The following is a 22,899-nucleotide window of genomic DNA, read 5'->3' on the forward strand; positions in this document are numbered from 1 at the left end:
TGTAGGATAGCGCCATGGCTGATTTGGTTCAAATGATTGGTAAAACGTTCGCCCGTCTTACGGTTACCGACAAGGCTCCGCTCTACGTTGATGGCTCTGGCCGCAAACGGCTGAAGTATCGATGTTCCTGCGTTTGTGGCAATAGTCTAGAGGTTCTAGGAGAAAATCTGCGCTCTGGTCACACGACAAGCTGCGGTTGCCAACAGGACGATAACCGAAGAAAACGAGCCAAGGATGCTACTGGCCTTCGTTTTGGCCGGCTGACTGTCACTGGCGAGGCTGGGAAGTATGTTTCTCCCGGAGGCAAAATGCTGCGCATGGTAGCTATTCTGTGCGATTGCGGAAATGAAAGCACAGCAACTCTAAATTCCCTTAAGTGCGGCTTTGCTGCAAGCTGTGGGTGCTATCGAACGGAATTGGCTATCGCTGCCGTGAAGCATGGCGATGCGCGAAAGGCCAAGCCTACACGAGAATACAAGACGTGGGTCAACATGATCGGTCGCTGCGAAAACCCGAATGTTGAGCGCTATCCTTCTTATGGCGGCAGAGGGATCAGCATCTGTAAGGAATGGCGGGAAAGCTTCGAAGCTTTCTTGCGGGACATGGGGCGTAAACCGTCTCCCGAGCATTCCATCGACCGCAAGGACGTGAACGGAAATTACGAGCCCGGAAACTGCCGCTGGGCGACTGCCGAAGTGCAGGCAAACAACAAGCGTAACTCTCGCGCGGCTTAACTAGGACCTAAAAAATGTTCAAACGTCTCTGCCTCGCTTTTGCGGGGCTTTTTGTGTTGGCTTCAAGTGCGATTGCTGCGGGGACGATCCCCGGCATCAGCATGACGCAGCAACTCGATCAGTTCGCGCATCCGCTGAGCGGAGGGCAACTCTACTTCATCCAGGCGGGCACGACCAGCACGCCGCAGTCTTGCTATCAGGACACGGCGCTAACGCTCGCATGGCCGAACCCGATTACGCTTGATGCAAGTGGGCGGGTGCCGCAGGTATTCTGCGCTGACGGAAATATCAAGATCCGTCTAACTGATCGGAATGGTGTCCAGCAGATCGTTCAGGACAATCTTCTGGTTGTAGGGCCTTCTGGAGGAGGCGGCGGTGGCGGCACGGTCGACCCGACGACCATTCTTGCCACTGGCGATTTCAAGCTTGTCTACAACACGGGCGTCGTCACTGGCTTCGTGCGCTGCAATGGTAGGACCATCGGGTCCGCAACATCAGGCGCTACCGAGCGGGCAAATGCCGATACGTCGGCGCTGTTTTCCTTCCTATGGGGCGCCGACGCTAACCTTGCGGTGAGCGGGGGGCGGGGCGCTTCGGCGGCTGCGGATTGGGCTGCGAACAAGACAATTGCGTTGCCAGACACGCGCAACAGCGTCCTCGCAGGCCTTGGCGACATGGGCAATAGCGACCGCGCGCTGTTCTCTGGTGTTACGTTCACAAGTGGAAACTCAACGACCCTGGGCAGTTCGCTAGGTGGGGCAAGGAGCACGTTGGTCACAGCCAACCTGCCGCCCTATACGCCGACCGGGACGATTGTCACAACAATCAACAATCCTGCTCCGGCGATTCTTCAATTCCCAGCGCAGACCTCTAATACCGTTGGTGTTGGCGGCAGCTTCACCGGAGGAAGCTTCGTGCAGCCACCAAGCCTTTCCTCCAGTTTCACGGGCACCGCGCAGGGCGGCACGAGTACGCCGGTTGCGGTTGTGCAACCCACGATCCTCACCACGATCTATATTAAGCTCTGAAAATGGCATACGTCACAAACTTCGACCAGTCCAACAAGGCCGATTGGGTCACCGAAATTTCAGCGACCGACGCTGATACGGGTGACGCGATCGACTTCACGGGCGCGAGCGTGGCCTTTCAGGTCAACGATGATCAGGGTTGTCAAAGGCTTTTGGCGACGACCGCCAACGGGAAGATCACGCTTCCCGATGTCAATACGTTGCAGGTGTCCTTCACGGATGAAGAAATGAAGACGCTCTGCTCCGGCTCTTATGCTTGTGGGGCTGTCTATTCGTTGAACGGCGAGACCAATCAACTTCTTGTTGGCACCGTTTCAATCTATAACGGAGTTGCATCCCTGTGACCGTCACCTCCCTCAAGGTCAGAGTCCAGCGGAAGGCTAACCTCAAGACGAAGGTTATTCCGCGGTTTCCTTCCAATGTGGAGGTGCAGTCTCCCATCCTTCTCGACAGGACAGGAGGCGCCTACACTTTCAGCCTGGATGAGGACCAACTCCGCACCGACGTCGGAGCTCCGAGTATTGCCGATATCGTGGCCTATTCTGCGGCTTCTCAAGCGTCATCTGCGGCTTCTCAAGCCTCAGCTACCGCTTCGGCAGCCTCCGCCGCTGCGGCGGCTGCTTCCACCTCCTTTCTAGCTTCCAGTCTCCCAACATATCCGACAAGGGCTGTTGCTGCCGCAGCGACAATCTCGACTGGATACACTGCAATCCAGATCATTCGCCACACGACCGGCCTTCCATCTGCTCCCGCCGTCTACATACCTGGAACTGTGGCCGGACCTATGGCCTTCCAAGAAGCTGGAGGGCACTATTGGGAGCTCGATCTAACTGGAAAACAGGTTTTGTTGCCGTGGTTCGGCGCGAAGGGTGATGGATCGACCATCGACACGACGGCGGTTCAAGCGGCTGTCACCGCATCAAGCGGGAGGCGCCTCGACGGTATGGGGCTGTCCTACAAGATTACGACCACCATTACCGGCGTTGATAATGTCGAAATCGTAAACGCGCAATTTGTCCAATCGGGGCAATCCGCGTATCCGTTGTTCAGTTTCGCGAGCAAGACCAACTGGCAGTTCCGCCGTGTGCGCTTTACTGGCGACGGAGACCCGACGCTGAACTATGCTTCCGGGTGGAACAGCGCGCTCCTTTTCACCAACACGGGTTCTACCGATTTCTTCGGCATCGCGGTCGAGGAGTGCATTTTCGAAAACTTTGCGGGTAACTACATCGTCAATGCGTCGATCACCGGGACAGGCGGAATCAAGAACGCCCGTTTCAGGCGTAACCGTGTGCTCTCTGATCTTGGAGCGAACTACGTCGATCAGACACGCATCTGGCTTTCGCTGTTTGCGTCAGGAGCGAGCGCGGCAACGACCGGGCGCTATTTCGACACGGATATCTGCGAAAACTACATCGACGCGAACAGCCTAACGATTCCAATCGCGCCTTGGACCGGTCACACGCGCATCAGCATCAAGAACAATTTCATCCTGAACCCAGGCGCTCGGTCGCTGTTCAATAGCGCGGTCGGAACGCACAACTGCTACGGCATGATCGGCGGGTACGATACTGTTGGCGCGATCGGCAACACGACGACTTGCGGGCAAGACGGTGAAATTTCTGGCAACACCATCGTTAACGCCCCGTCGGCTGGCATCTATTTTGCGACAGCGATGAACTACAACATCCACGATAACACGATATCGGGGCAGTCTCGGACGGATGAAGCAACGCTGCCCAGGGCTGGGATCGTCGGAAACGATCTTCGCAAGTCCAAGATCCACCACAACCGTCTCATCAACTGTTGGGGTGGCGTGGCAGTCGTTACCAACACTGGCGGCTCTGACGTAACCGAGATCGCGGACAACGAAATATATGGAAATTCCGCCAGCGACTCTTTTGGCGTGCGTATTGGTGCCCCTGTCGGGACGGCGACGACCAATGTTTTGGCTGTTCGCCGCAACACTATTCGGCTCACGGGTTCCGCCAGCATCGGCTTAAAAAGTGTTTCAACCTCGACGGTGAAGTATGGAAGTCTGGTTATCGAGGAAAACGATATCCTGTCGCCCTACAAGGGCGTAGATATCTCATCGTCCTTTCTCGTCGGCAATGCTGTAATCAAAGGGAACAAATACGCCGGAGTTCTATCCAGCATAGCCCTCAGCATAAATGCCGTCTCAGGTGCGGTGATCGTGCAGAACGAGACCTTTGATCTCTCTTCCGCGACCGGTTTTGGCGTGAACGCAGATGCCTCCGTCATTGAAATGAGTTCTCTGCAGTTTCACGGAAAGACCTCTGGCTCGGCATGCGTTACGGCCAGCGGGACGCAAGGCTGCATCCAAGGTGTTCAGTTTCGCGGCGTTACAGCTACGCTGCGCGTGCTGGCGGGATCGCTGGGTTATTCAGTCCCGGCATACACCGGGACCCCGGGCGATTATGTCCAAAACCTGAATCCCGATCTAACGGGCACAAGTGTTACGTATGGCGGCTGGTACTTCAAGACTGGCACGTCTTGGATCACCGGGCCATGAGGTCTAGGTGGAGCGGTAAGCCTGCCCGCGCTGTTCTGTCCTGGCGCGCGACAGCCGGATCATACCATCGATCTCTTCAAGCCAGTCGCGCAGTTTTCTCGTCTTGAGGATAACGAAGCAGAACTGGTTGCCCTGACGTGGGAATATCCACGCTAGAACTTGCGCGAGTGGCGAGATGAACTTCAGGACCATGCGCCGGACTGGCCGGTTGACCCGCTCAAATCGCAATGTCGGAATGCGCAGACCATAGAAATATCGAATGTCCTCGACGTGCGCCGGATCGAAACTGCGGATTGTCTTTTCGACCTCACGTTCAGTCCAACGATAGATAAAATTTGGAATAGGACCATTGGCTACGCCGCCGCTTTCGTAGCCTTCGCTACTGACGGCTTCAAGCTCGAAGTCCGGTGTAAAACCGGCCCGGTTGGCAAGCCTGATACTCACGCTATCACGGGCTTCGAAGACGACGACCGCCCTGCGTGCAACACGGTACATTTCCAGCAGCGCCCGATGCGGCGAGTGGCAGTGATGCAGGCCGGCATGGACGATTGCTACATCGAACTCGTCGTCCGAATAGGTTGTGGTTTCAGCTTCCTGCCGGTCCCAGCGCATCGCGTTGGTCTTGTCCGCGTAGGATTCGTCAACGTTAGTGATCGTCACATCGCTAAAGCCCAACGAGCCGAGGACCTCTGCGTCGTAATACCCGCCGCAGAACACGACTACCCTATCGGACAAATTCACCGTTCCGTCGCGTAGCAGCTGGGCGAGCGTCTCACGATAGAACATTTTGATGGTTCCCTTCCGTGCGATTCATTGAAGGCGGCGACCCTACTTAACAACCCCAAATAGAGCAATCGCCTCTGGCGAGGAGAACCTATGGTAGACCTCACCGCCCTTACTCGGGCGAACGCAGATCGCTGGTCAAAAGCCAAGCTGACGCGCGAAGCCGAATTCAGCCGCCCGGCCAAGGTGGCTGTCGCCAATAAGGGTCGTTACCTCGCCATCGCGAGACAGGCCGGCATGCCTGACATCGCGTGGGTGTTCATCGCGGTCAGCCATTATCGCGAGTCGTCTCAAGACTTTAGCAAGAGCTTGGCCCAGGGCGATCCGTGGAATGGGGTCTCCATCCATGTTCCGGAGGGCAGGGGCCCGTTCAAGTCGTTCGAGGAAGCCGCCGTTGACGCGCTGGTGAGGTGTTCGCCGTTCGCGGCCAAGCTGAAGGACTGGAGCATCGGCGGGATGCTCACGAACCTGGAGCGGTTCAACGGCATCGGTTACGCAAACAGAGGCTTGCCGTCAGCCTACGTCTGGAGCGGGACCGATCAATACAAAAAGGGCAAGTTCGTCGCTGACGGCGTTTTCGATCCGAACAAGGTTGACGCTCAGCTCGGCTGCGCCGGCCTGATCCTGGCCATGATGGAGCTCGACCCGTCAATCAAGTTCGACGGCTCGGCGCCTCAGTTCCAGCCCAAGCCCGTCAGCGCCTCGCCCAGCGCACAGCCCGTCCGGGATGGCATCTGGCTTCAGAACAGTCTCAACAGGCTGGGAGCGAGTCCCAAGCTCGTTCTCGACGGGATCGTGGGGCCAGCGACCAGGAATGCGGTCCGGGCGTTCCAGTTGGCCGCAGGGATCGGCGTGGACGGCCTCACAGGGCCGGAAACATTCAAGGCGATCGATGATGCACTCGCGGCCGGAAAGCCCGTCGCGACGCTCCCTGTGCCGCCTGACATCATCCTGCCGCCTCCCGGCACACAAGCGCACGCCGATCTTGCCCCGACGTTCTGGGGTCGGGTGCTGGATCTTTTTAAACCGAAGGCAAACCGATGAACACTTTAAACGACTGGGGCCGGGTTCTCGTTTCTACGATTGTGGTCTTTGGGTTCATTGGCGTGACCGTCCTCTACATGACCCGCAAGCTCGACGGCGCCGCTGTTCCTGAAATCCTATCCATCCTGTTGGGGGCGCTTGCGACCAATTTTACCGCAGTCGTCGGATATTGGATCGGATCTTCGTCCGGTTCTGCGCAGAAAGACAACGCAATCCAAACGCTGGCGAACAAGTCATGATCGCGGGCATCGTTGCACTCCTTGGAGCCTTGGCCGGGTTTGCCCCGGCCATTGTTCAACTCCTCACGCTCAAGGCGAACAATGCTCAGCAACTGGCAATGGCCCAACTCCAGCTCCAAGCTACTGTTCAAGGCAAAGCTTTGGAGGTTGATGTCGCGCGTGCTGAGTCTGACGTGCGACAAGCAGACAGGATTTATGATTTTGCTAATCAGCCTTCTGGGAATCGTCTTATCGACGCGCTGGTTATACTTGTGCGCCCCCTCATCACCTTTTGCGTCTTCGGTATGTGGTTGGTCCTTACCGGGGGCCTTTTCGTTTATGCGGTGAACAGCGGCTATGATCTTGGACAGATTTACAAGCTGCTTTGGGACGAACAGACGCAGGGCATTTTCGCTGCGATCATCGGTTTTTGGTTTGGGAACCGGATGATGGTTCGGGGGCAACAGGCGATGGCAGCGACCATCGCTGTCACTCAGAATGTCAAGAGCTAGATATGCTTCCAGTTTCGCCGATGCCAAATAGCATGGATCGCCTCCGGGCCAACGCCATAGAGCCTCCCGAGCTCTGGGGCAGAGACGCCGATGCGCGCTCGAATTTCCAGAACTTCAGCCTCAGTAAGCTTGGCTCTGCCGTGGGAAGTCCCAAGCAAGCGGTGCTGGCGGCTCTTGGACACCTTATCCGACACGTTGTCGGCATTTGTTCCAAGGAACAGGTGAGCAGGATTTATGCAGAGCTTGTTATCGCAACGATGACAGACATGCAGATCGTGCGGGATGGGGCCGTGAAATACCTCAAACGCGACGCGATGGGCGCGCTGAGGCTTAGGGCCTACCATTATCTGACCGTACCCCTTGGACGTGCTGGCAAGCCAATTCCAGCACTCGTCCGCACCTCCGGTCGCGGCCTTTGCCAGCAACCGATCCTTCAAAGTCGTCTTCATCCATCTGGGCATGAAAGGAATCTACCATGACGTTTCTCGTAATTCTAGGAAACATCGGCTGCTTCCTCGCGGGGGCTGCTCTAATTTGGTTTGGCCGCAACACCATCGAAAAGATGGTGATCGGCGCCAATGCGCTTTCGCGCAAGCTCCACGCCAAGGCTGACGAAATCGCGGCGGCAACAAAGCGCTAAATGATGGCGGCCCGCCGCGGCGACGGCAATCGTCGCGACGGACCTAACCCGCGAGGGGACGGTATCCCTTCACGAGCTGGGGAAATCCTAGCGGGCAAAAGTAGCTAGGAGCTTAATCGGAATGGTTGAATGGACCTTCAAGCCGGGCGACTTCTTCACGTTGGTAAGCGCGCTCATTGTTGCTGCCGCGTTCCTGTATCGCAGAGGCGGCAAGGAAGCTGGCGATAGCATGTCGCTAAAATCCCTTGCGAAGGAACTCGCTGAAATGAAAACCGAGTTCAAGACGTTCAGCGAAACACTTCAGAAAATCGCTGTCCAGGAGACCAAGATCGAGCTTCTAATGAAGTGGTACGACGAGCTGCGCCACGGAGACGGCTTCGTTCAAGGGCCGCGGCGCGCAAACGTCGATGGCCAATATAAGCGCGATTAGATGCCTCATTTGAAGCGCCGCGCCAACTTGTTCCTCATCCTTACCGCAATAGGCCTCTTTGCGCTGATCCTATTGCTGACGATCCCAGCGTGGGCCTCGACTACGCCAGACACCGGCCTTCCTGCCGGCATCACCTGCGAAATGGTCCGCGAGAAAGTGGCCGAGCACGGTAAGGCCGTGGCTTTGGCCTGGGCCCTAAAGCAGGGCTATTCGTTCGCTCAAATCCGCGCTGCAAGGCGCTGCGTCAAGTAACCACCCTTCACAACTGGAGACTACCAATGCTTCGCAAAACTCTTGCGGCGGCACTTTTCTTGCTGTCTGCCACCAGCGCTCAGGCCGCCTCTAGGGTCTGGATCTCGGAATTCGCGGTCCTCACGGCGACCGCAAGCGGCGGCTCGCCGGGACAGATGGCGGCGCTTCCCAGCCTCACCGATCAGGCTACGCTCGACATCAGCGGCGGCGTGCAGACCTCGGCGGCATTCGGCTCCCAGGTCAAATACATCCGGATCACATGTGAGGTCCAATGTGCGGTGAAGGTTGGGGGCACGGCCACGACCTCGAGCCTGCCGATCGGCGCCATGTCGCCGGAATACTTCGGCGTGCAGCCTGGCGCGACCGTCTCAGTCATTGCCAACCCGTAAGGCCTGAACAATGGCGCTTGGAAAACTCGGCCGCCGCGGCGGATTTGGCTCCCTCGGTGCCCTTGGGACAGTGGGGTACATCCCGCAAAGCCAGACGATCTTTGCCGCGATGTCGCCGGCTCCGTCAGCGTCGCGCAAATACGTTATCGATCAGACTGTTCGGAGGCTCGTTAACGCCGGGATTTGGACGAAGCTATCAGCGTTGTGGGTTCTCGCTGCCCATGCGTCTGCGCCGTCGCTCATCAATTGGGTGGCTCCAGGAACGAACAATCTGACGGCGGTGAACTCTCCAGCATTCACGGCTGACCTTGGCTACAAGGGCAATGGTAGCTCGTCGTATCTAAATCCGGGCTTCACGGCGGCGCCGGCTCCTTATTCGCAGGATAGCGCGTGCGAGTTCGCGTGGATTTACCAGCCTTCGCCTGCTACCTACGCAGGCGAATATTATTTCGGCTCCTTCCGCTCATTCATTCGTCAAGGCTCATCCGGTGGGGGCGGCGTTGACTTCGCCCTGACCGGCGGCGCATCAGATCAAACCTATGGCAATGCGTCCTACCTATATCCGTTCGTCGCATTTTCGCGCGTCTCCTCTGCGGGCATCTCTGGCTACGGCTCAAACACGGATGGAAGCTGGGGGAAGCAGTCAACTGTTGCGAACGTTTCAGCGGGAACGACGCCATCTGACTTTAAGGTTTTGGCTCAAGGCCAGACTGCTGGCGCTGTAGGAGGCTATTCGACGGCAGGTCTCAGCATAGTTGGCTTTGGTGGCGGTCTAACAGATGCGGACGCGGCAAATCTTCAGCAAGCAATGCTCTACTATATGCAGAACGTTGCCGAGGTGCCCGTTTCTTCGATTGCCGCATGGGGTGATAGCCTCACCTCCGGAACGGGCGCGAGCGTCAACAACGACTATCTTTCTCAGCTTTCAGGCCTGATCTCGGGTGGGCGCACGCTCTACAACGGTGGCGTCTCGGGCAACACCAGCACGCAGATCAAGGCGCGATTTCTTGTCGATACCATCCATAAGGGATGGATCACGCTTATTTGGGCTGGTCGAAACAACTATACGTCACCGACGACGGTCAAGGCTGACATCGCGCAAATGGTCGCGAGCCTGCCGTCCGGCGCTCGGTATCTTGTTCTTAGTGTCATTAATGGAGACTATGCAAACGAGTATGTCGGTCAGACCGACTACAACACGCTGGTTCAGCTTAATGCCGATCTGGCTACTCTTTACGGAGCCCGCTTTGTTGACGTCCGGACGCCTCTAGTCGCGGCGGGTGCTCCAGGCGGGTCATCGCCCAGCGCAACTGATTACGCTCACGATGTTCCCCCGACTGGGATAAGATTTGATCAAATTCATCTGCTCGACGCCGGGTATGCGATCGTAGCCGCCCAAGTTTATGCCAAGATTGCAGCGAACGGCTGGTAGTCCAGTCCCTTCAAGGGACTACCGCCATCACTCAGGGAAAGCGGGGAAGTGATCAGGTCACAAGGCCCCATGACTTGCAATTCGGCGCGTGCAGAGCCCCGCCATAGCAGCACCTTGGCGGCGGCTCTACAATCTGGCCATTGTCGTCGATCTCGACGCTTTCAAACCGCCCGTGGACATATCGGAGCGCCCTTAGCTGGTTCGGCTTCGGCAGAGGGCCGGCGATCTCGGCAATCATCTTGTCCACCAGGCCGGTCAGGATATTGGCCGCGTCATCTTCGGTCATGTCACTTTCGCTCCTTGCCCATTGGGTCGCCCTCTGGGTAATAGGTCCAAGACCTGTTCAGCAATCTGAAGTTGGTGCGCCTGCCGCGAATAATTGACCATAGTTGTTTCAAAGTCACTTCAGCGCTCCTTGCCCAATAGCACGGATGCGATCAATCGCCCTTATTTCGGCCAACATGATAGCTCCCCTGCGCACTCGGGCTGCTCGGTATGTCATGCCTTCGTTGGCGATTTCATCGGCAACTTTGTTGATGTCGTCTTCCGCCTTCTGGATTCGTTCAATCAATTTCGGGCTCATGTTCGCACTTTCAATGATCGCTTACCAACGCCGACGCAGAACTTTGTTCAGCTCAAGCTCAAAGTCCCCGCGCTTTGGTGCGGTTGCTTTGGTTTCGATGAGCCAGTCTATGATATCCATAGGCCAATCATCCGGCGTGTCGGGATGCAGGTTCAGCATGGCGGCCATCCTGCGCTGGTCGTCTGTGGGCTCGCTCATCGGGACTTCCTGCTCAAGAGCGCGGACGTGGGGCTAACAGGCATTCAAGATCAGCGGCGGTATCGAGTCCTTCCTCGCAGGCCATCCGTTGGAATACATCCAACTGGCCCCATGTGGTGACGACGCCATGGGTTTCGCACTTCACTTCGTCCGTATCTTTCGGGTGATATGGCTTCTTGCACCCTTCCAATCTTACGGTCATTGTTCGTCCTCTCGCAATTCGTACTCGCAGCCGCAGGGCGTGCTGAGGAGATCATAAGAGCTTTCAGGGTTCGGGGCCTTGTGGACCTCAACGCCGACGCCATCCGGCTGCTCGGTATCGACGTATTCGAACTTTCCCGTCATACAGGAGTCGCAAATATGCTTTCGCAGCTCTGTAACGGCCTCTGCCTCAGTGGCGAAGCTCTTCGACCATTCTTCGTTGGCGGGGCAGTGCTCCAAAGTCCACGGCATGTTCTCATCCTCAATGATCGGTCAGGAACGCTGGGACGCGCTAACCTCGCGTAGGGCGTCCGCTACGCAAGGATAGTGCTCCATCAGACTAGCTGCGTGATCGACCAAATCCTTGGTGACTATCACATAGCCGGCAGCGTTGAGGTATCCAATCACGGCGTCCGCTGTCTGATTGCACCGGCCCACGTTGGTATTTTCGATCAGGCACGATTCAATAACTTCTGATGCACTCGGCATGACAGTCTCCTACTGGTCGTGGCTGTAGTGCTGGATAAGTCGGTCGAGTATCTTCTCGACTTGCTCTGCCTCCGGCATGGTTTCGTCGCCCACAATCTGAATGATGTCGCCAAGACACGTCTCGGCCTGTTCGCGACCGGCCTTATAGTGTCTCGCGAGGGCTTCCTTGAAAGCTATATGCTGTTCGCTCACTGGCGCTCTCCATTCGAGAACGGGGGTGCGCCGCCAGCTACATCCCAGCCCTGCGTGAATGCCGCCCACAGCGACCCCTCAACTGCCTGCACCTTCATCTGGCGCGTCCAGGGATTGGCTCCCGAGTTTCGAATGCGCTCGATCTCCTCGGGATCATCTTCGGGAATGTAGCGGGTCGCCCAGCCGTAGCTGTTCGCGTAGTCCTCGGTTGCCTTGTATGCCTCCCATGCCTTCATCAGCGCGGAATCCGGCGGGCATGGTGCTTGTGCGTTCATGTTCGTGCTCCTCATTGTCCTTGCCTGACTGCAGGTGTCTTCTCGACGATCATCTCAATCAAAGCGACGGCGACCGGCATTGTGACCACGCGCCTTTCGATGAGACCGAGAACCTGCTCGGCAGCAGCGTCCCGAGGAATGCCCTCGCTGCTTGCGACTCGCATCGTTAAATCGGTCCAGGCAATACGATTCCGGTTGACTGCATCGTGCAGACGATCTGCTGCTGTCTCGCTCATGGATGCTCTCCCGGTCACTGTGAGGTGGTGCGCGGAACTTCGACACCGACAATCTGGGTGAGTTCGAATGTCCCATCTTCGTTGTACCCGCCATTGCGGACGCGCTGCGCGACCTCTGGCGCCTCGACCTCGATTATCTCGTGATCGGTAATGATCGGTCCATCGACATGGAAACGGCGTTCGGTCTTGAGAATGATGCGGATCTTCATCGTTGCCCCCTGCGAAGTGAAAACTGTGCCGGTCACTGAATGACGCCCTTCTTCAGATCCTCGAGCCGGGCCAGTTCCCGGTTGATGTTCGCCTTGAGTTGGACGCGCTGGTCGAAGTCCTGGGTCTTCGAATAGTTCTCCGTCATCTCAAGCAGGTTGTGGCAGGCCCGGCCGATAGCGGTCTCGGCGCCATGGGCCATCGCCAGCTTCTTCAGCATCGATCGGGTCTCGGTGAAGTCGGTCATGAGGTCAGTTCCTTTATGATTTTGCGGCGCTCGTGTTCCTGCCGGGCTCGCAGCTTAATCGCGTCCATCAACCGATCGGACCGCGAGAACCATTCTCCCTGTAGGCGCTGTTCCGCGAATTGGACGTGCCACAACTGCTCCTGATCGAGGTCGCCCGGAACTGAAGCGAGCAGCACGACCCCATAGGGCAGGGCGACCTTCAGCGCCCGAATCCTAGCCGCGACATCCGATGTAATCCCGATCTTGATGGGAAAGTCCGGGTGGTCACAGGTGACGAAATAGATGGTATCCGGCGAGGTGAAGTGACCGGGCTCGCCACGGTCGGCCTTGAAGCGACCGCCCACGCAGTAGGCGTCGAACACCTCCTCGGCCGCCGAGCGGTCGCCCTCCGCAAAGCCCGTGCTGTGCATCCGCGTTCCGTGGCGGATGAACCACATGGCTCTGCGGCCCGCGCCCTTCTTGAGGTACAATCTTGGTCCCCTTGCGATTTGGCCCATGGTCTCCTCTGGATCAGGCTTGGCACAGAAATAGAGCGATGTTCGGCACTCGTTCACGGAAAGTCCACTCATGAAGCCATTGTTAAGTCATTGGAATCTATGTAGACACACTCGTTTACACCGAGAGGGTCGGGAGTTCGAATCTCTCACCGCCCACCAGCCTTTGCTCGCTTCGCGAGCTTCGGCTCGGCGAGCCAGCCTCACACGTTATTGGCGCGAAGCGAACGAAGGCTGCCGCGCCGAAGCCGATAGGCGCAGGCGGGCGATACCGAGCCACAGAGGCCCTGATGCAACAACCAAGCGGACACGAGCAGAACGCCGATCAGATCGCCTACTGGAATGGCCCCAGCGGGCAGCGCTGGGCCGATCGCCATGCGGCGCAGGAGAGCCTGCTGGGACCCATTGCCGACGTGCTGATCGCCCGCGCCAGGCCGAAGCCGGGCGAGCGCGTCCTCGACATCGGCTGTGGCTCCGGTGCGACGACGTTCGCGTTCGCGAAGGCTGTCGCGCCTGATGGCTTTGCGCTCGGGCTCGACGTCTCCGAGCCGATGCTGTCGCAGGCGCGCGCGTTTGCGCCAAAAGGCCTGCCGCTCGATTTCGTGCTGGCCGATGCGACGGTGCATCCGTTCGAGCCGGCGAGCTTTGACCTGCTGGCCTCGCGGTTCGGCGTGATGTTCTTCGCCGATCCCATCGCGTCTTTCACCAATCTCCGCCGCGCGCTGAAGCCGACGGGACGGTTGGCGTTTGCCTGCTGGCGCGAGCCGAAGGAAAATCCGTGGATGATGGCGCCGCTTATGGCGGTCTACAAGCACGTTCCCAAGATGCCGCCGGTCGGGCCGGAGGAGCCGGGCCCGTTCGCCTTCGCCTCCGAAGAGCGCGTGACGCGCATCCTGAAAGGCGCGGGCTTCGTCGACGTCGCGATGGAGCCGCACAATCTCGCGATGGACGTCGCGATTGGCGGCGGGCTCGATGCCGCGGTCGAAGGCTCGCTCCAGATCGGCCCGGCGAGCCGCGCGCTGCAAGGGCATCCGCCGGAGACCTATGCCGCGGCAAAAGCCTCGATCCGCGAGACGCTCGCGCCGTTCCTGAAGGGTCAGAGCGTGGCGCTCCAGGGCGCGATCTGGATCGTGACGGCGAAGGCGGCGTAGGCGTCGCTCTGTCCTCATCATTGCGAGCGCAGCGAAGCAATCCAGACCGTTCTCCGCGGAGGCAGTCTGGATTGCTTCGTCGCTTCGCTCCTCGCAATGACGATGGGGACGCAGCAACGCAACTACCTCACACCACGTCATCCGGCGCCAGCGCGCAGCCATTGTCCGGATGCGTCTCGATCTGAAGCGTGGTGTGGCCGATGCGGTGGGAGCGCTTCAGCATCTGCGCCGTCTCCATCAGGAAGGCATCGCCGGCGCCGGTGGGCATGACGAGGTGGCAGGTCAGCGCCGTCTCGGTGGTCGAGATCGGCCAGACGTGGAGATCGTGGATCGCAGTGACGCCGGGCCGCTCCAGCAGAAGGATCTTGATCGCGGCAATGTCGGTGCCCCTGGGCGCCGCCGCCATCGACATGTCGATGGAGCCACGGAGCAGGCTGGTGGTGCTCCAGAGGATGGTGGCGCAGATGACGAGGCTGGTGACGGGATCGAGCCAGAGCCAGCCGGTCCAGATGATCAGCGCCGCCGAGATGACGACGCCGAGCGAGACCGCGGCGTCGGCCGCCATGTGCAGATAGGCGCCTTCGATGTTGATGTCGTCCTTGCGACCGCGCGCGAACAACATGGCGGTAAAACCGTTGATGAGGATGCCGATGCCGGCGACCACCATCACGGTGATGCCGGCGACCGGCTCCGGCTCGCGCAGGCGCAAAATCGCTTCCCAGCCGATCGCGCCGGTTGCGACCAGCAGGAACACCGCGTTCGCCAGCGCCGCCAGGATGGTGGAGGCGCGCAGGCCATAGGTGAAGCGGCCGCTGGGCGCGCGCCGCGCCGCGATCGACGCGCACCAGGCCACGACCAAGCCGAGCACGTCGGAAAGATTATGGCCGGCGTCCGCAAGCAGAGCCGTGGAGTTGCCGATATAGCCGTAGACGGCCTCCGCCAAGACCAGCGCGGTGTTGAGCGAGATGCCGATCGCGAATGCCTTGCCGAAACTGGCGGGCGCATGGGCATGGGCGTGGCCACCATGATCGTGATCGTGGCTATGATCATCGTGATGATGGCCGTGATGGCCGTGATGGTCGTGGCTGCCCACCTCTACCGCTCCCCGGACGCTGCCAAATCAGGCGCTATTGTAGGCGTTTCGGCAGCCCCGTCACGGCGGAACAGCACGTAGAGCGCCGGCAGCACCAGCAGCGTCAGCACGGTCGAGGAGATGATACCGCCGATCACCACGGTCGCAAGCGGCCGCTGCACCTCGGCACCGGCCCCGGTGGCAAGGGCCATCGGCACGAAGCCGAGGGACGCGACGAGGGCCGTCATCAGCACCGGACGCAGGCGTGTCAGCGCGCCCTCGCGCACCGCGTCGGCAACGGGGTGGCCCTCGCTGCGCAGCCGCTCGATGAAGGCGATGATGACGAGCCCGTTGAGGACGGCGACGCCCGACAGTGCGATGAAGCCGACGCCGGCGCTGATCGACAGCGGAATACCGCGCAGCAGCAGCGCCATGACGCCGCCGGTCAGTGCCAGCGGCACGCCGGAGAACACGAGGGCCGCATCAGCCGCCGATCCCATGCCCATGAACAGCAGCAGGAAGACCAGCAGCAACGCCAACGGCACCACGAGCGTCAGCCGCTTGGTGGCGGAGACCAGCTGCTCGAACTGTCCGCCCCAGCCGATCCAGTAGCCCGGCGGCAGCTTGACCTTCTCCGCGACGGCCGCCTCCGCCTCGGTGACGAAGGAGCCGAGATCGCGCGCGCGGACATTGGCGGTGACCACGATGCGCCGCTTGCCGTTCTCGCGGCTGATCTGGTTGGGGCCGGGCGTCGCATCGACGGTGGCAACCGACGACAGCGGCACATAGCGCATCTGGGCGAGGGGGGAGCCGGGCAGTGCCGTCCGGATCGGCGCACCGATTGTCGCATCCTCACCCGGCGGCAGCGGGATCGGGATTGCCCTGATGGCTTCGAGATTGCCGCGCAGATGTTCCGGCAGGCGCACGACGATGTCGAAGCGGCGGTCGCCCTCGAACAGCTTGCCGGCCGACTTGCCGCCGACCGCGATCTCGACGATGCCCTGCACCTCGCTGATGCTGAGCCCATACCGGGCGAGCGCCTGGCGGTCGAGGCGGACGGTGAGGATCGGCAGGCCCGAGACCTGCTCGATCTTGACGTCGCTGGCGCCGCGGATGCCGCGGATCGCGGCTTCGACCTGTTTTGCCGCGCCTTGCAGGATGTCGAGGTCGTCGCCGAAGATCTTGACGCCGACGTCGCTTCGCACGCCGGAGATCAACTCGTTGACGCGGAACTGGATCGGCTGGGAGATTTCATAGGCGCTGCCGGGGATGTCGTCGGCGGCACGGGCGATGGCCTCGATCACCTCGGCCTTGGAGCTGCCAGGGTCGGGCCATTCGGCGCGCGGCTTCAGCATGATGTAGCCGTCGGTCTGTGCCGGCGACATCGGGTCGGTTGCGATCTCGGCGGTGCCGATGCGGGTGAAGAACTCCTTCACCTCCGGAATCTGCTTGACGCGCTTTTCCAGCGCCTTTTGCAGGTCCAGCGACTGGGTCAGGCTGGTGCCGGGAATCCGGATCGAGGCCAGCGCGACGTCGCCTTCGTCCAGGCTCGGGATGAACTCGCCGCCCATGCGCGCGGCGGCAACGCAGCTTGCGACCACGATGATGGCGGCCATGATTGCGACGCCAAGGCGATGGTCGATCGCCAGCCGGAGCACGGGGAGATAGGCGCGCTTCGCCAGCCGCATGAACAGGTTTTCGTGTTCGGACACCTTGCCGGTGACGAAGATGGCAACCGCCGCCGGCACGAAGGTGATGGAGAACAGCACCGCGGCACCCAGCGCCATCAGCACCGTCAGGGCCATCGGCGTGAACATCTTGCCCTCGACGCCGGTCAGCGTCAGCACCGGCAGGTAGACCACTGCGATGATCAGCGTTCCGAACAGGCTCGGCTTGATCACCTCGCTCGACCCACTCCGGATCGCGCGCAGCCGTTCGGAGATCGTGAGCAGGCCGCCTTTCTCGCGCTGGACCTCGGCCAGCATGCGCAGGCAGTTCTCGACGATGATCACGGCGCCGTCGACGATGATGCCGAAATCGATTGCACCCAGGCTCATCAGGTTCGCGCTGACCTTGGTCTCGACCATGCCGGTGACCGTCATGGCCATGGACAGCGGAATGACGCAAGCCACCACCAGCGCGGCGCGGATGTTGCCGAGGATCAGGAACAGCACGGCCACGACCAGGGCCGCGCCTTCCAGCAGATTGCTCTCGACGGTGCGGATGGTGGCTTCGACCAGATCGGTGCGGTCGTAGACGGTCCGCGTCACGACGCCGTCGGGCAGCGATTTGGCGATATCCTCCAGCCGGGCCGCGACACGGCGCGCCACGGTGCGGCTGTTCTCGCCGATCAAAAGCATGGCGGTGCCGAGCACGGTTTCCTCGCCATCGCGCGTTGCGGCTCCCGTGCGCAAATCGCGGCCTTCGGTGACGGTCGCGATATCCCTGATCCTGACGGGATTGCCGCCGCGCGAGCCGATGACGATGTCCCTGATTTCGCCGACATTGCCGACCTGGCCCGGCGAGCGAACCAGATATTGCTCGCCGTTGCGCTCGATATAGCCGGCGCCGACATCGGCATTGTTGGCGGCGAGCGCCGTCATGACGTCGCGAAAGCCGAGCCGGTAGGCCATCAGCTTGCCGGGATCGGGGAGCACATGGAATTGCCGCTCGAAGCCGCCGATGGTGTTGACCTCGATCACCCCCGGCACGTTGCGAAGCTGCGGCTTGATGATCCAGTCCTGCACGGTGCGCAAGTCGGTCAGCGAATAGTCGTGGCCGCCTTGCGTCTTCGCGCCCGCCTTGGCCTCGACGGTGTACATGAAGATTTCGCCGAGCCCGGTCGAGACCGGTCCCATCGCGACCTCGACGCCGGCCGGAAGCTGGTCCTTCACCTGCTGGATCCGTTCGCCGACGAGCTGGCGGGCAAAATAGATGTCGGTGCCGTCCTTGAAGACGACGGTCACCTGACTCAGGCCGTAGCGCGACAGCGAGCGCGTGTAGTCGAGCTTGGGCAGCCCGCCCATCGCGGTCTCGACCGGGAAGGTGATGCGCTGCTCGGTTTCCAGCGGCGAATAGCCGGGGGCGCGGGTGTTGATCTGGACCTGGACGTTGGTGATGTCAGGCACGGCGTCGATCGGAAGGCGTTGGAAATTCCACGCTCCGAAAGCGACGGCGCCGAGCGCGAGCAGCAGGACCAGCCAGCGCTGCTGCAGCGAGACCGCGATGAGACGCTCAATCATGCTCGGCCGCGCCCTTGCCCATCTCCGCCTTCACGACGAAGCTGTTTTCCGCGACGTAATGCTCGCCGGCCGATAGACCGGCCTTGATCTCGACATGGCGCGGGTCGGAATCGCCAAGCTCCACCGGGCGCGCCTCGATCTTGTCGCCGTCCTCACGAACGAACACGATAGTCCTGTTCTCCAGCGTCTGGATCGCGCTTTTGCGCACCGCGACCGCGACGTTGCGGGCGGCGAGGATCAGCCGTGCCGTGACAAACAGGCCGGGACGCAAGCGCCCGTCCCGATTTGGCAGCACCACGCGCGCCAGCGCCGTCTGGGTCTCGCTCGAGCCGATCGGGGCCATGTAGGCGATCGTGCCCTTGATCTCGCCGCGGCCGTCGTCGGGATCGATCAGCACCTCGTCGTTGAGACGAACGCGCCGCAGATCCTGGCGATAGATCGACAGATCGACCCAGATAGTGGAGAGGTCGGCGACGACGAAGGCGGGCTTCTGCTCGGAGGCGTATTCGCCGAGCGAAATCTGCCGCTCGATGACGGTGCCGGCAAGCGGCGCCTTGAGCTCGTAGACGGTGAGACTCTGGTTGCTCTCGATCGCGGCGAGCAGATCGTCCTTGCCGACCTCGTCGCCGATGCGCTTCTGGATCGATTTGGCAACGCCGGGAAAGCGCGGCGTCACCTGCACCACGGCTTCCTGGTTGGCGCGCAGGATGCCGTTGAAGGCGAGCGTGTCGGTCAGCGTGACGCTCCCGGCTTCCGCCAGCGTCACGCCGGCGGCGGCAAGCTTGACGTCGGAGATGCGGATCCGGTCGGCACCGTGCTCGTCCTGCTCGACATGGTCGTTCGGCTTCTCCGGCTTCTTGTCCGCGGCGTGTTCGGCATGCTCGACCCTGGCCGGGCCGAGCAGGGAATAGCCGTAAGCGCCAAGTGCGACGCCAAGTGCGGCGGCAACGAATGCGACGAGGATGGTGGAGGACGTCTTCATCGTGCGCTCTCCCGCGCCAGCGTAAAGGGATTGCCGACGAGCCCTTCGATGGTCGCCACCCCCGCGTGGAAATTCTGCAGCGCCTCCTGCTCGCGCAGCCGCGCCTGGGTGACGCTGGCCTGGGCATCGAGCACTTCGAGCAGGCTGAAGCGGCCCTGGCCGTAGCCTTGCGCGATGGCGTCCGAGGCTTCGGTGGCCTTGGGAATGGCGCTCTCGCGCAGCACCGCGAGCTCGCGCAGCGAGCCCTGCAGCGAGTCGTAGGCGCGGCCGGCGACCACGATCAGCGTGTTGCGGTTGGCCTCGCGCTCGGCCTTGGTCTTGGCGAGGCTTTCCTGGGCCGAAAGGATATTGCCCTGGTTCTGGTCGAACACGGGGATCGGCACGGAGACGGTGAGGCGCGCCGCGTCGTCATTGGTCTCGTTGAAATGGCGCCAGCCGGCGGCGATCCGCACGTCGGGATAGGGCCTTAGCCGCGCCAGCAACAGCTCGGCGTTGCGCTGGGCATAGATCGCGGTCCAGCGCACCAGCTGCGGATTGGCATCGATCGCGGCGACGACCGACTGGAACGTCGGCGGCCGGCCCATGGTGTCGAGCCGTCCGGAGACCTCGCCGAATTTCGGTGCCGCGTCGCCCATCAAGACCGCAAGCTCGCGCCGGGCGCTGGCCAGCGTCGCCTTGAAGCGCTCGCGGTCGGCCTTCACCAGTGCGGACGCCACCTCCGCACGGCCGGTCTCGGCCGGCGAGGAGGCGCCGGCCTCGACGCGTCGGCGCAAAAGCGGCGTCAGCCGGTCGATGGCGGTGATCTGCTCGTCGAGGATCTGGATGCGCCGCTGTGCGCCGAGCACGCTGAGGAAGGCGATCGCGGTCTCCGACAGCACCTCCAGCCTGACGGCTTTGCGCTGGATCGCGGCGACCTCGATGCCGGCGACGCCAGCTGCAATCCGCGCGTCGCGCTTGCCGAACAGCTCGAAGGCCTGGCTGATCTGGAGCGTGGTCTCGGCCGATCGTGTGCCGCGATAGATGCCGGACCCGAACGAATTGTCCTGTTCGTAGGTCAGTTCCGGATTGAGAAGCGCACCTGCCTGGATGCGCTGGCCCGTGGCGATGCCGACATCGCGCTCCGCCGCGGTCAGCCGCGGGCTCGCGGCCAGCGCGCGCGAAAGCGCGCTCCGCATCGTCAGAGTCTGGGCGTGAGATGGCGCAAGCGCCGATCCGGCAATCAGACACGCTGCCGCGCACGCCAGGCGCGCGGCCATTCCCCTGAAAAACATGAAACCGACCTGTGAGGATGAACCGAATGGACGCTCGTGGCGCCCGACCAATCCGTTCAGGCCATATGTTTGGGAGGCGGGGAGTCGGTGTCGGGAACAATGCCGGCGAGCCGGGGTGCGCGTTGCGGGCGCGATGCGGACACGAGCCCGATCGATCCGGCCGGTGGCGTCGGCTGCGCCACCGTCACCGAGAAGCAGCCATGGCAATGATGCCCGCCGATGGCCTTGTGGTCGTTGTGATCCGCCGAGCCGTCAAGCACCGCGCTGATCTCCGAGCCGCCACCGGGCGTGGTGACGTCGATGTCGTGCAGGCCATGCAGCGCTCCCGCGAGCAGGTAGACGACCGCGATCAGCACAGACAGCAGCCCGCGCCAGTTGCGCGGCCGGCATGATCCTGAGGGCTGGCGGTTCGCGAGCACGACGTCACTCTGGTTGCGGTCTGCGCCCGGCCTAGCATGGCGTTGGGAACAGTGTCGACCCGCAACATTGTTACGTTCCGGGAACAATTGCCGCAGCGCTCGCGAAGACCGCAGCTCTTCTCATTGGCGTGTGATCAAGCTCAGCCGAGCATCGGCTGCCGCTCCGCGTGCAACGTTCGGCATATCGCCGCCTTCGACCGTGACGACGGCGCGGCAGCCCGCTTCCATGGCCCGTTCCAGCCATTTGATGGCTTCATCGATCCACTGGTCGTGGTGCTCGGGATCGGCGATCGCCTTTTCCCGGAATGCATCTGCCTGATGAAGGCACGGGGTTCTGCGATCCACGCGGCTCTCCCGATCCGGAGGTTCCCGCCCCGAGCGCATCCTTGATGATCCGAGAGCCGGCGTCGTTAACATAGGACAGGAACCGGCGCACAAAAAGAAAGCCCCAGCCGGGACTTACCGGCTGAGGCTTTCGTGCTCACAAACTTCATCCTTGGGACTTGGACAGATAATCCGCATCGCGCGGGTTCGTTCCCGCTGGCTCGGTCCAATTTGGAACGTTCCTTGTTCATTGTGATTAGCGACGAGGAGAAATTGAGGAGGACGGACCATGGACGGATTGATTTATCTCATCGGCTTGATCGTGGTGGTCATGGCGATCTTGTCGTTCTTCGGCTTGCGCTGAGAGAGCGGCGATGACCATGGAAACTCTCATACGGGAAGACATCGTGGAAGGCGGCGGCGTCGCTGCCGATGAAAGGCGCATCATCCAGTGGAGCTCGGTGATCGCAGGCGCTTTGGCTGCCGGCGCAATGTCGTTCATCCTGGTCGGCTTTGGAGTCGCCGTCGGCCTGGGCGTCAGTTCAGCCTCGCCGACATGGCGGGATGCATCGGCGGCGCTGGCTTTGCTGTCGGGGCTGTATCTGATCATCCAGGCGATTATCAGCTTCGGCTTCGGCGGCTATATCGCCGGCCGGACGACGCGACCAGCCCCGGCGGTCACAACCATCGAAGACGAGGGCGAACGGCGGGACGGGCTGCATGGCCTGATGTCCTGGGCGCTCGCCGTGCTGCTTGGTGCCGCTCTGCTCGCGATGCTCGGCGCAGCTGCGATTGACCGCTCGCCGATGCGCAGTTCGGCGAGCAGTACCTCCGCCGCCGAGCCTCTGTTGAGCTACGAGCTGGATAAGCTGTTTCGCGCAGCGCGGCGGCCCCCCAACACCGACCTCAGGGAACCTCGTGCCGAAGCGGGACGCATCCTGATGACGTCGTCGAGCCACAGCGGCGTCAGCACCGATGACCGGGCCTACCTCGTGCAGCAGGTGGCCGCGTTGACGGGACTTGCAGCACCCGACTCGGAGCGACGGGTCGACACGCTGATCGCGGATTCAAGGACGGCCATCAATCGGGCGCGGCGTAACTCCATCATCGTCGCCTTCTCCGTTGCGGCAGCAACCCTGATCGGCGCTGCGGTGGCCTGGGCTGCGGCTGTTGCCGGTGGCCGGCATCGCGACGGCGCGCCGCTCCCGAACTGGATGGCGAGCTCCAACCGCTTCCATCGCTCTCCGCGTGCGATGCGGGTGCCGTAACGTGCAGGACGATGGCCGGGAGCGATCCCGGCCATATTGCCTTTTGACGAGAG

At 61.2% G+C, this 22,899-nt stretch carries 32 protein-coding genes; 15 read left to right on the plus strand and 17 right to left on the minus strand.

Annotated elements, in window-relative coordinates; genetic code table 11:
• The first annotated feature begins 14 nt into the window (after positions 1-14).
• From IVB50_RS28045 to IVB50_RS28060, 4 genes are read left to right on the plus strand one after another with little or no spacing between them, the layout of a single operon-like run.
• Positions 15-734: a hypothetical protein gene (locus tag IVB50_RS28045; RefSeq protein WP_247298392.1), complete on the plus strand. Its 720-nt coding sequence runs from the start codon at positions 15-17 to the stop codon at positions 732-734.
• 14 nt (positions 735-748) lie between these two features.
• Positions 749-1,762, plus strand: coding sequence for a hypothetical protein (locus IVB50_RS28050; protein ID WP_247298395.1), 1,014 nt, complete (start codon positions 749-751; stop codon positions 1,760-1,762).
• 2 nt (positions 1,763-1,764) lie between these two features.
• Positions 1,765-2,106: a hypothetical protein gene (locus IVB50_RS28055; RefSeq protein WP_247298398.1), complete on the plus strand. Its 342-nt coding sequence runs from the start codon at positions 1,765-1,767 to the stop codon at positions 2,104-2,106.
• Positions 2,103-4,295 (plus strand): right-handed parallel beta-helix repeat-containing protein, encoded by a 2,193-nt coding sequence (locus IVB50_RS28060; protein ID WP_247298400.1) that lies wholly within the window; start codon positions 2,103-2,105, stop codon positions 4,293-4,295. Before IVB50_RS28055 ends, IVB50_RS28060 begins: the two co-directional genes overlap by 4 nt.
• A gap of 3 nt (positions 4,296-4,298) precedes the next feature.
• Here the strand turns inward: IVB50_RS28060 and IVB50_RS28065 are convergent, their stop codons facing one another.
• A complete protein-coding gene (locus IVB50_RS28065) occupies positions 4,299-5,081 on the minus strand; it encodes a methyltransferase domain-containing protein (protein ID WP_247298403.1) in 783 nt (260 codons plus the stop codon).
• A 90-nt stretch (positions 5,082-5,171) separates the two neighbouring features.
• On the opposite strand from IVB50_RS28065, the gene IVB50_RS28070 reads away from it, so the two are divergent.
• The 9 genes from IVB50_RS28070 to IVB50_RS28110 all read left to right on the plus strand — a co-directional run bounded on the left by IVB50_RS28070 (position 5,172) and on the right by IVB50_RS28110 (position 9,995).
• Positions 5,172-6,122: a peptidoglycan-binding protein gene (locus IVB50_RS28070; RefSeq protein WP_247298406.1), complete on the plus strand. Its 951-nt coding sequence runs from the start codon at positions 5,172-5,174 to the stop codon at positions 6,120-6,122.
• The gene (locus IVB50_RS28075) at positions 6,119-6,361 is read left to right on the plus strand and encodes a hypothetical protein (RefSeq protein WP_247298409.1); all 243 of its coding nucleotides are present in this window, start codon (positions 6,119-6,121) and stop codon (positions 6,359-6,361) included. Before IVB50_RS28070 ends, IVB50_RS28075 begins: the two co-directional genes overlap by 4 nt.
• Positions 6,358-6,852, plus strand: a complete 495-nt coding sequence (locus IVB50_RS28080) for a hypothetical protein (protein WP_247298411.1) — start codon at positions 6,358-6,360, stop codon at positions 6,850-6,852. Before IVB50_RS28075 ends, IVB50_RS28080 begins: the two co-directional genes overlap by 4 nt.
• Before the next feature lie 2 nt (positions 6,853-6,854).
• Positions 6,855-7,331, plus strand: coding sequence for a hypothetical protein (locus IVB50_RS28085; protein ID WP_247298414.1), 477 nt, complete (start codon positions 6,855-6,857; stop codon positions 7,329-7,331).
• Entirely contained in the window at positions 7,328-7,492 is a 165-nt protein-coding gene (locus tag IVB50_RS28090) for a hypothetical protein (protein WP_247298417.1), read from the plus strand. The genes IVB50_RS28085 and IVB50_RS28090 overlap by 4 nt, the downstream gene beginning before the upstream one ends.
• 121 nt (positions 7,493-7,613) lie before the next feature.
• Positions 7,614-7,922, plus strand: a complete 309-nt coding sequence (locus tag IVB50_RS28095; protein ID WP_247298419.1) for a hypothetical protein — start codon at positions 7,614-7,616, stop codon at positions 7,920-7,922.
• A gap of 9 nt (positions 7,923-7,931) precedes the next feature.
• A complete protein-coding gene (locus IVB50_RS28100) occupies positions 7,932-8,174 on the plus strand; it encodes a hypothetical protein (RefSeq protein ID WP_247298420.1) in 243 nt (80 codons plus the stop codon).
• Positions 8,175-8,200: 26 nt separating this feature from the next.
• Positions 8,201-8,563 (plus strand): hypothetical protein, encoded by a 363-nt coding sequence (locus IVB50_RS28105; RefSeq protein ID WP_247298423.1) that lies wholly within the window; start codon positions 8,201-8,203, stop codon positions 8,561-8,563.
• 10 nt (positions 8,564-8,573) lie between these two features.
• Complete coding sequence (locus IVB50_RS28110) at positions 8,574-9,995, plus strand: SGNH/GDSL hydrolase family protein (protein WP_247298425.1); 1,422 nt, start codon at positions 8,574-8,576, stop codon at positions 9,993-9,995.
• 52 nt (positions 9,996-10,047) lie between these two features.
• Here IVB50_RS28110 and IVB50_RS28115 read toward each other — a convergent pair whose 3' ends face one another.
• The 10 genes from IVB50_RS28115 to IVB50_RS28160 form a co-directional block, all read right to left on the minus strand.
• Positions 10,048-10,281 (minus strand): hypothetical protein, encoded by a 234-nt coding sequence (locus IVB50_RS28115; RefSeq protein WP_247298429.1) that lies wholly within the window; start codon positions 10,279-10,281, stop codon positions 10,048-10,050.
• Positions 10,282-10,395: 114 nt separating this feature from the next.
• A complete protein-coding gene (locus IVB50_RS28120) occupies positions 10,396-10,578 on the minus strand; it encodes a hypothetical protein (RefSeq protein ID WP_247298432.1) in 183 nt (60 codons plus the stop codon).
• A gap of 21 nt (positions 10,579-10,599) precedes the next feature.
• A complete protein-coding gene (locus IVB50_RS28125; RefSeq protein WP_247298434.1) occupies positions 10,600-10,776 on the minus strand; it encodes a hypothetical protein in 177 nt (58 codons plus the stop codon).
• 198 nt (positions 10,777-10,974) lie between these two features.
• Positions 10,975-11,229, minus strand: coding sequence for a hypothetical protein (locus IVB50_RS28130; RefSeq protein WP_247298437.1), 255 nt, complete (start codon positions 11,227-11,229; stop codon positions 10,975-10,977).
• Between the two features lie 246 nt (positions 11,230-11,475).
• Entirely contained in the window at positions 11,476-11,658 is a 183-nt protein-coding gene (locus IVB50_RS28135) for a hypothetical protein (RefSeq protein ID WP_247298440.1), read from the minus strand.
• The gene (locus IVB50_RS28140; protein ID WP_247298443.1) at positions 11,655-11,933 is read right to left on the minus strand and encodes a hypothetical protein; all 279 of its coding nucleotides are present in this window, start codon (positions 11,931-11,933) and stop codon (positions 11,655-11,657) included. The genes IVB50_RS28135 and IVB50_RS28140 overlap by 4 nt, the downstream gene beginning before the upstream one ends.
• An 11-nt stretch (positions 11,934-11,944) precedes the next feature.
• Complete coding sequence (locus IVB50_RS28145) at positions 11,945-12,169, minus strand: hypothetical protein (RefSeq protein ID WP_247298446.1); 225 nt, start codon at positions 12,167-12,169, stop codon at positions 11,945-11,947.
• Between the two features lie 14 nt (positions 12,170-12,183).
• Positions 12,184-12,378 (minus strand): hypothetical protein, encoded by a 195-nt coding sequence (locus IVB50_RS28150; protein ID WP_247298448.1) that lies wholly within the window; start codon positions 12,376-12,378, stop codon positions 12,184-12,186.
• 32 nt (positions 12,379-12,410) lie between these two features.
• Positions 12,411-12,623, minus strand: coding sequence for a hypothetical protein (locus IVB50_RS28155; RefSeq protein WP_247298450.1), 213 nt, complete (start codon positions 12,621-12,623; stop codon positions 12,411-12,413).
• Positions 12,620-13,093 (minus strand): GIY-YIG nuclease family protein, encoded by a 474-nt coding sequence (locus IVB50_RS28160; protein WP_247298454.1) that lies wholly within the window; start codon positions 13,091-13,093, stop codon positions 12,620-12,622. Before IVB50_RS28160 ends, IVB50_RS28155 begins: the two co-directional genes overlap by 4 nt.
• A 314-nt stretch (positions 13,094-13,407) precedes the next feature.
• On the opposite strand from IVB50_RS28160, the gene IVB50_RS28165 reads away from it, so the two are divergent.
• The gene (locus IVB50_RS28165) at positions 13,408-14,268 is read left to right on the plus strand and encodes a methyltransferase domain-containing protein (protein WP_085353363.1); all 861 of its coding nucleotides are present in this window, start codon (positions 13,408-13,410) and stop codon (positions 14,266-14,268) included.
• Between the two features lie 127 nt (positions 14,269-14,395).
• Here IVB50_RS28165 and IVB50_RS28170 read toward each other — a convergent pair whose 3' ends face one another.
• The 6 genes from IVB50_RS28170 to IVB50_RS28195 form a co-directional block, all read right to left on the minus strand.
• Positions 14,396-15,361, minus strand: a complete 966-nt coding sequence (locus IVB50_RS28170) for a cation diffusion facilitator family transporter (RefSeq protein WP_018455107.1) — start codon at positions 15,359-15,361, stop codon at positions 14,396-14,398.
• Positions 15,362-15,363: 2 nt separating this feature from the next.
• Positions 15,364-18,582 carry a CusA/CzcA family heavy metal efflux RND transporter gene (locus tag IVB50_RS28175; protein WP_018455106.1) on the minus strand — a complete coding sequence of 1,073 codons (3,219 nt, stop codon included), beginning with the start codon at positions 18,580-18,582 and terminating at the stop codon, positions 15,364-15,366.
• A complete protein-coding gene (gene ihpB / locus IVB50_RS28180; protein ID WP_247298456.1) occupies positions 18,575-19,564 on the minus strand; it encodes a divalent metal ion exporter adaptor subunit IhpB in 990 nt (329 codons plus the stop codon). The genes IVB50_RS28175 and ihpB overlap by 8 nt, the downstream gene beginning before the upstream one ends.
• Positions 19,561-20,835: a divalent metal ion exporter subunit IhpA gene (gene ihpA / locus IVB50_RS28185; RefSeq protein ID WP_085353357.1), complete on the minus strand. Its 1,275-nt coding sequence runs from the start codon at positions 20,833-20,835 to the stop codon at positions 19,561-19,563. The genes ihpB and ihpA overlap by 4 nt, the downstream gene beginning before the upstream one ends.
• 56 nt (positions 20,836-20,891) lie before the next feature.
• The gene (locus IVB50_RS28190) at positions 20,892-21,254 is read right to left on the minus strand and encodes a hypothetical protein (protein ID WP_085353356.1); all 363 of its coding nucleotides are present in this window, start codon (positions 21,252-21,254) and stop codon (positions 20,892-20,894) included.
• A 120-nt stretch (positions 21,255-21,374) separates the two neighbouring features.
• On the minus strand, positions 21,375-21,599 hold the full coding sequence (locus IVB50_RS28195; RefSeq protein WP_247298460.1) for a hypothetical protein: 225 nt from the start codon (positions 21,597-21,599) through the stop codon (positions 21,375-21,377).
• A 353-nt stretch (positions 21,600-21,952) separates the two neighbouring features.
• Here IVB50_RS28195 and IVB50_RS28200 point away from each other — a divergent pair, with 353 nt between their 5' ends.
• Entirely contained in the window at positions 21,953-22,846 is an 894-nt protein-coding gene (locus IVB50_RS28200; protein ID WP_018455101.1) for a hypothetical protein, read from the plus strand.
• Positions 22,847-22,899 lie beyond the last annotated feature (53 nt).

It is taken from the genome of Bradyrhizobium sp. 87 (assembly GCF_023073015.1).
In the GTDB taxonomy this organism is placed as follows: domain Bacteria; phylum Pseudomonadota; class Alphaproteobacteria; order Rhizobiales; family Xanthobacteraceae; genus Bradyrhizobium; species Bradyrhizobium canariense_D.

Excerpts from the sequence above, each read along its gene's own strand:
- IVB50_RS28045 (WP_247298392.1), top strand. The coding sequence starts at position 15 with ATGGCTGATTTGGTTCAAATGATTGGTAAAACGTTCGCCCGTCTTACG.
- IVB50_RS28050 (WP_247298395.1), top strand. The coding sequence starts at position 749 with ATGTTCAAACGTCTCTGCCTCGCTTTTGCGGGGCTTTTTGTGTTGGCT.
- IVB50_RS28055 (WP_247298398.1), top strand. The coding sequence starts at position 1,765 with ATGGCATACGTCACAAACTTCGACCAGTCCAACAAGGCCGATTGGGTC.
- IVB50_RS28065 (WP_247298403.1), bottom strand. The coding sequence starts at position 5,081 with ATGTTCTATCGTGAGACGCTCGCCCAGCTGCTACGCGACGGAACGGTG.
- IVB50_RS28070 (WP_247298406.1), top strand. The coding sequence starts at position 5,172 with ATGGTAGACCTCACCGCCCTTACTCGGGCGAACGCAGATCGCTGGTCA.
- IVB50_RS28075 (WP_247298409.1), top strand. The coding sequence starts at position 6,119 with ATGAACACTTTAAACGACTGGGGCCGGGTTCTCGTTTCTACGATTGTG.
- IVB50_RS28080 (WP_247298411.1), top strand. The coding sequence starts at position 6,358 with ATGATCGCGGGCATCGTTGCACTCCTTGGAGCCTTGGCCGGGTTTGCC.
- IVB50_RS28085 (WP_247298414.1), top strand. The coding sequence starts at position 6,855 with ATGCTTCCAGTTTCGCCGATGCCAAATAGCATGGATCGCCTCCGGGCC.
- IVB50_RS28090 (WP_247298417.1), top strand. The coding sequence starts at position 7,328 with ATGACGTTTCTCGTAATTCTAGGAAACATCGGCTGCTTCCTCGCGGGG.
- IVB50_RS28095 (WP_247298419.1), top strand. The coding sequence starts at position 7,614 with ATGGTTGAATGGACCTTCAAGCCGGGCGACTTCTTCACGTTGGTAAGC.
- IVB50_RS28105 (WP_247298423.1), top strand. The coding sequence starts at position 8,201 with ATGCTTCGCAAAACTCTTGCGGCGGCACTTTTCTTGCTGTCTGCCACC.
- IVB50_RS28110 (WP_247298425.1), top strand. The coding sequence starts at position 8,574 with ATGGCGCTTGGAAAACTCGGCCGCCGCGGCGGATTTGGCTCCCTCGGT.
- IVB50_RS28115 (WP_247298429.1), bottom strand. The coding sequence starts at position 10,281 with ATGACCGAAGATGACGCGGCCAATATCCTGACCGGCCTGGTGGACAAG.
- IVB50_RS28120 (WP_247298432.1), bottom strand. The coding sequence starts at position 10,578 with ATGAGCCCGAAATTGATTGAACGAATCCAGAAGGCGGAAGACGACATC.
- IVB50_RS28125 (WP_247298434.1), bottom strand. The coding sequence starts at position 10,776 with ATGAGCGAGCCCACAGACGACCAGCGCAGGATGGCCGCCATGCTGAAC.
- IVB50_RS28130 (WP_247298437.1), bottom strand. The coding sequence starts at position 11,229 with ATGCCGTGGACTTTGGAGCACTGCCCCGCCAACGAAGAATGGTCGAAG.
- IVB50_RS28140 (WP_247298443.1), bottom strand. The coding sequence starts at position 11,933 with ATGAACGCACAAGCACCATGCCCGCCGGATTCCGCGCTGATGAAGGCA.
- IVB50_RS28145 (WP_247298446.1), bottom strand. The coding sequence starts at position 12,169 with ATGAGCGAGACAGCAGCAGATCGTCTGCACGATGCAGTCAACCGGAAT.
- IVB50_RS28150 (WP_247298448.1), bottom strand. The coding sequence starts at position 12,378 with ATGAAGATCCGCATCATTCTCAAGACCGAACGCCGTTTCCATGTCGAT.
- IVB50_RS28155 (WP_247298450.1), bottom strand. The coding sequence starts at position 12,623 with ATGACCGACTTCACCGAGACCCGATCGATGCTGAAGAAGCTGGCGATG.
- IVB50_RS28165 (WP_085353363.1), top strand. The coding sequence starts at position 13,408 with ATGCAACAACCAAGCGGACACGAGCAGAACGCCGATCAGATCGCCTAC.
- IVB50_RS28175 (WP_018455106.1), bottom strand. The coding sequence starts at position 18,582 with ATGATTGAGCGTCTCATCGCGGTCTCGCTGCAGCAGCGCTGGCTGGTC.
- ihpB (WP_247298456.1), bottom strand. The coding sequence starts at position 19,564 with ATGAAGACGTCCTCCACCATCCTCGTCGCATTCGTTGCCGCCGCACTT.
- ihpA (WP_085353357.1), bottom strand. The coding sequence starts at position 20,835 with ATGTTTTTCAGGGGAATGGCCGCGCGCCTGGCGTGCGCGGCAGCGTGT.
- IVB50_RS28200 (WP_018455101.1), top strand. The coding sequence starts at position 21,953 with ATGACCATGGAAACTCTCATACGGGAAGACATCGTGGAAGGCGGCGGC.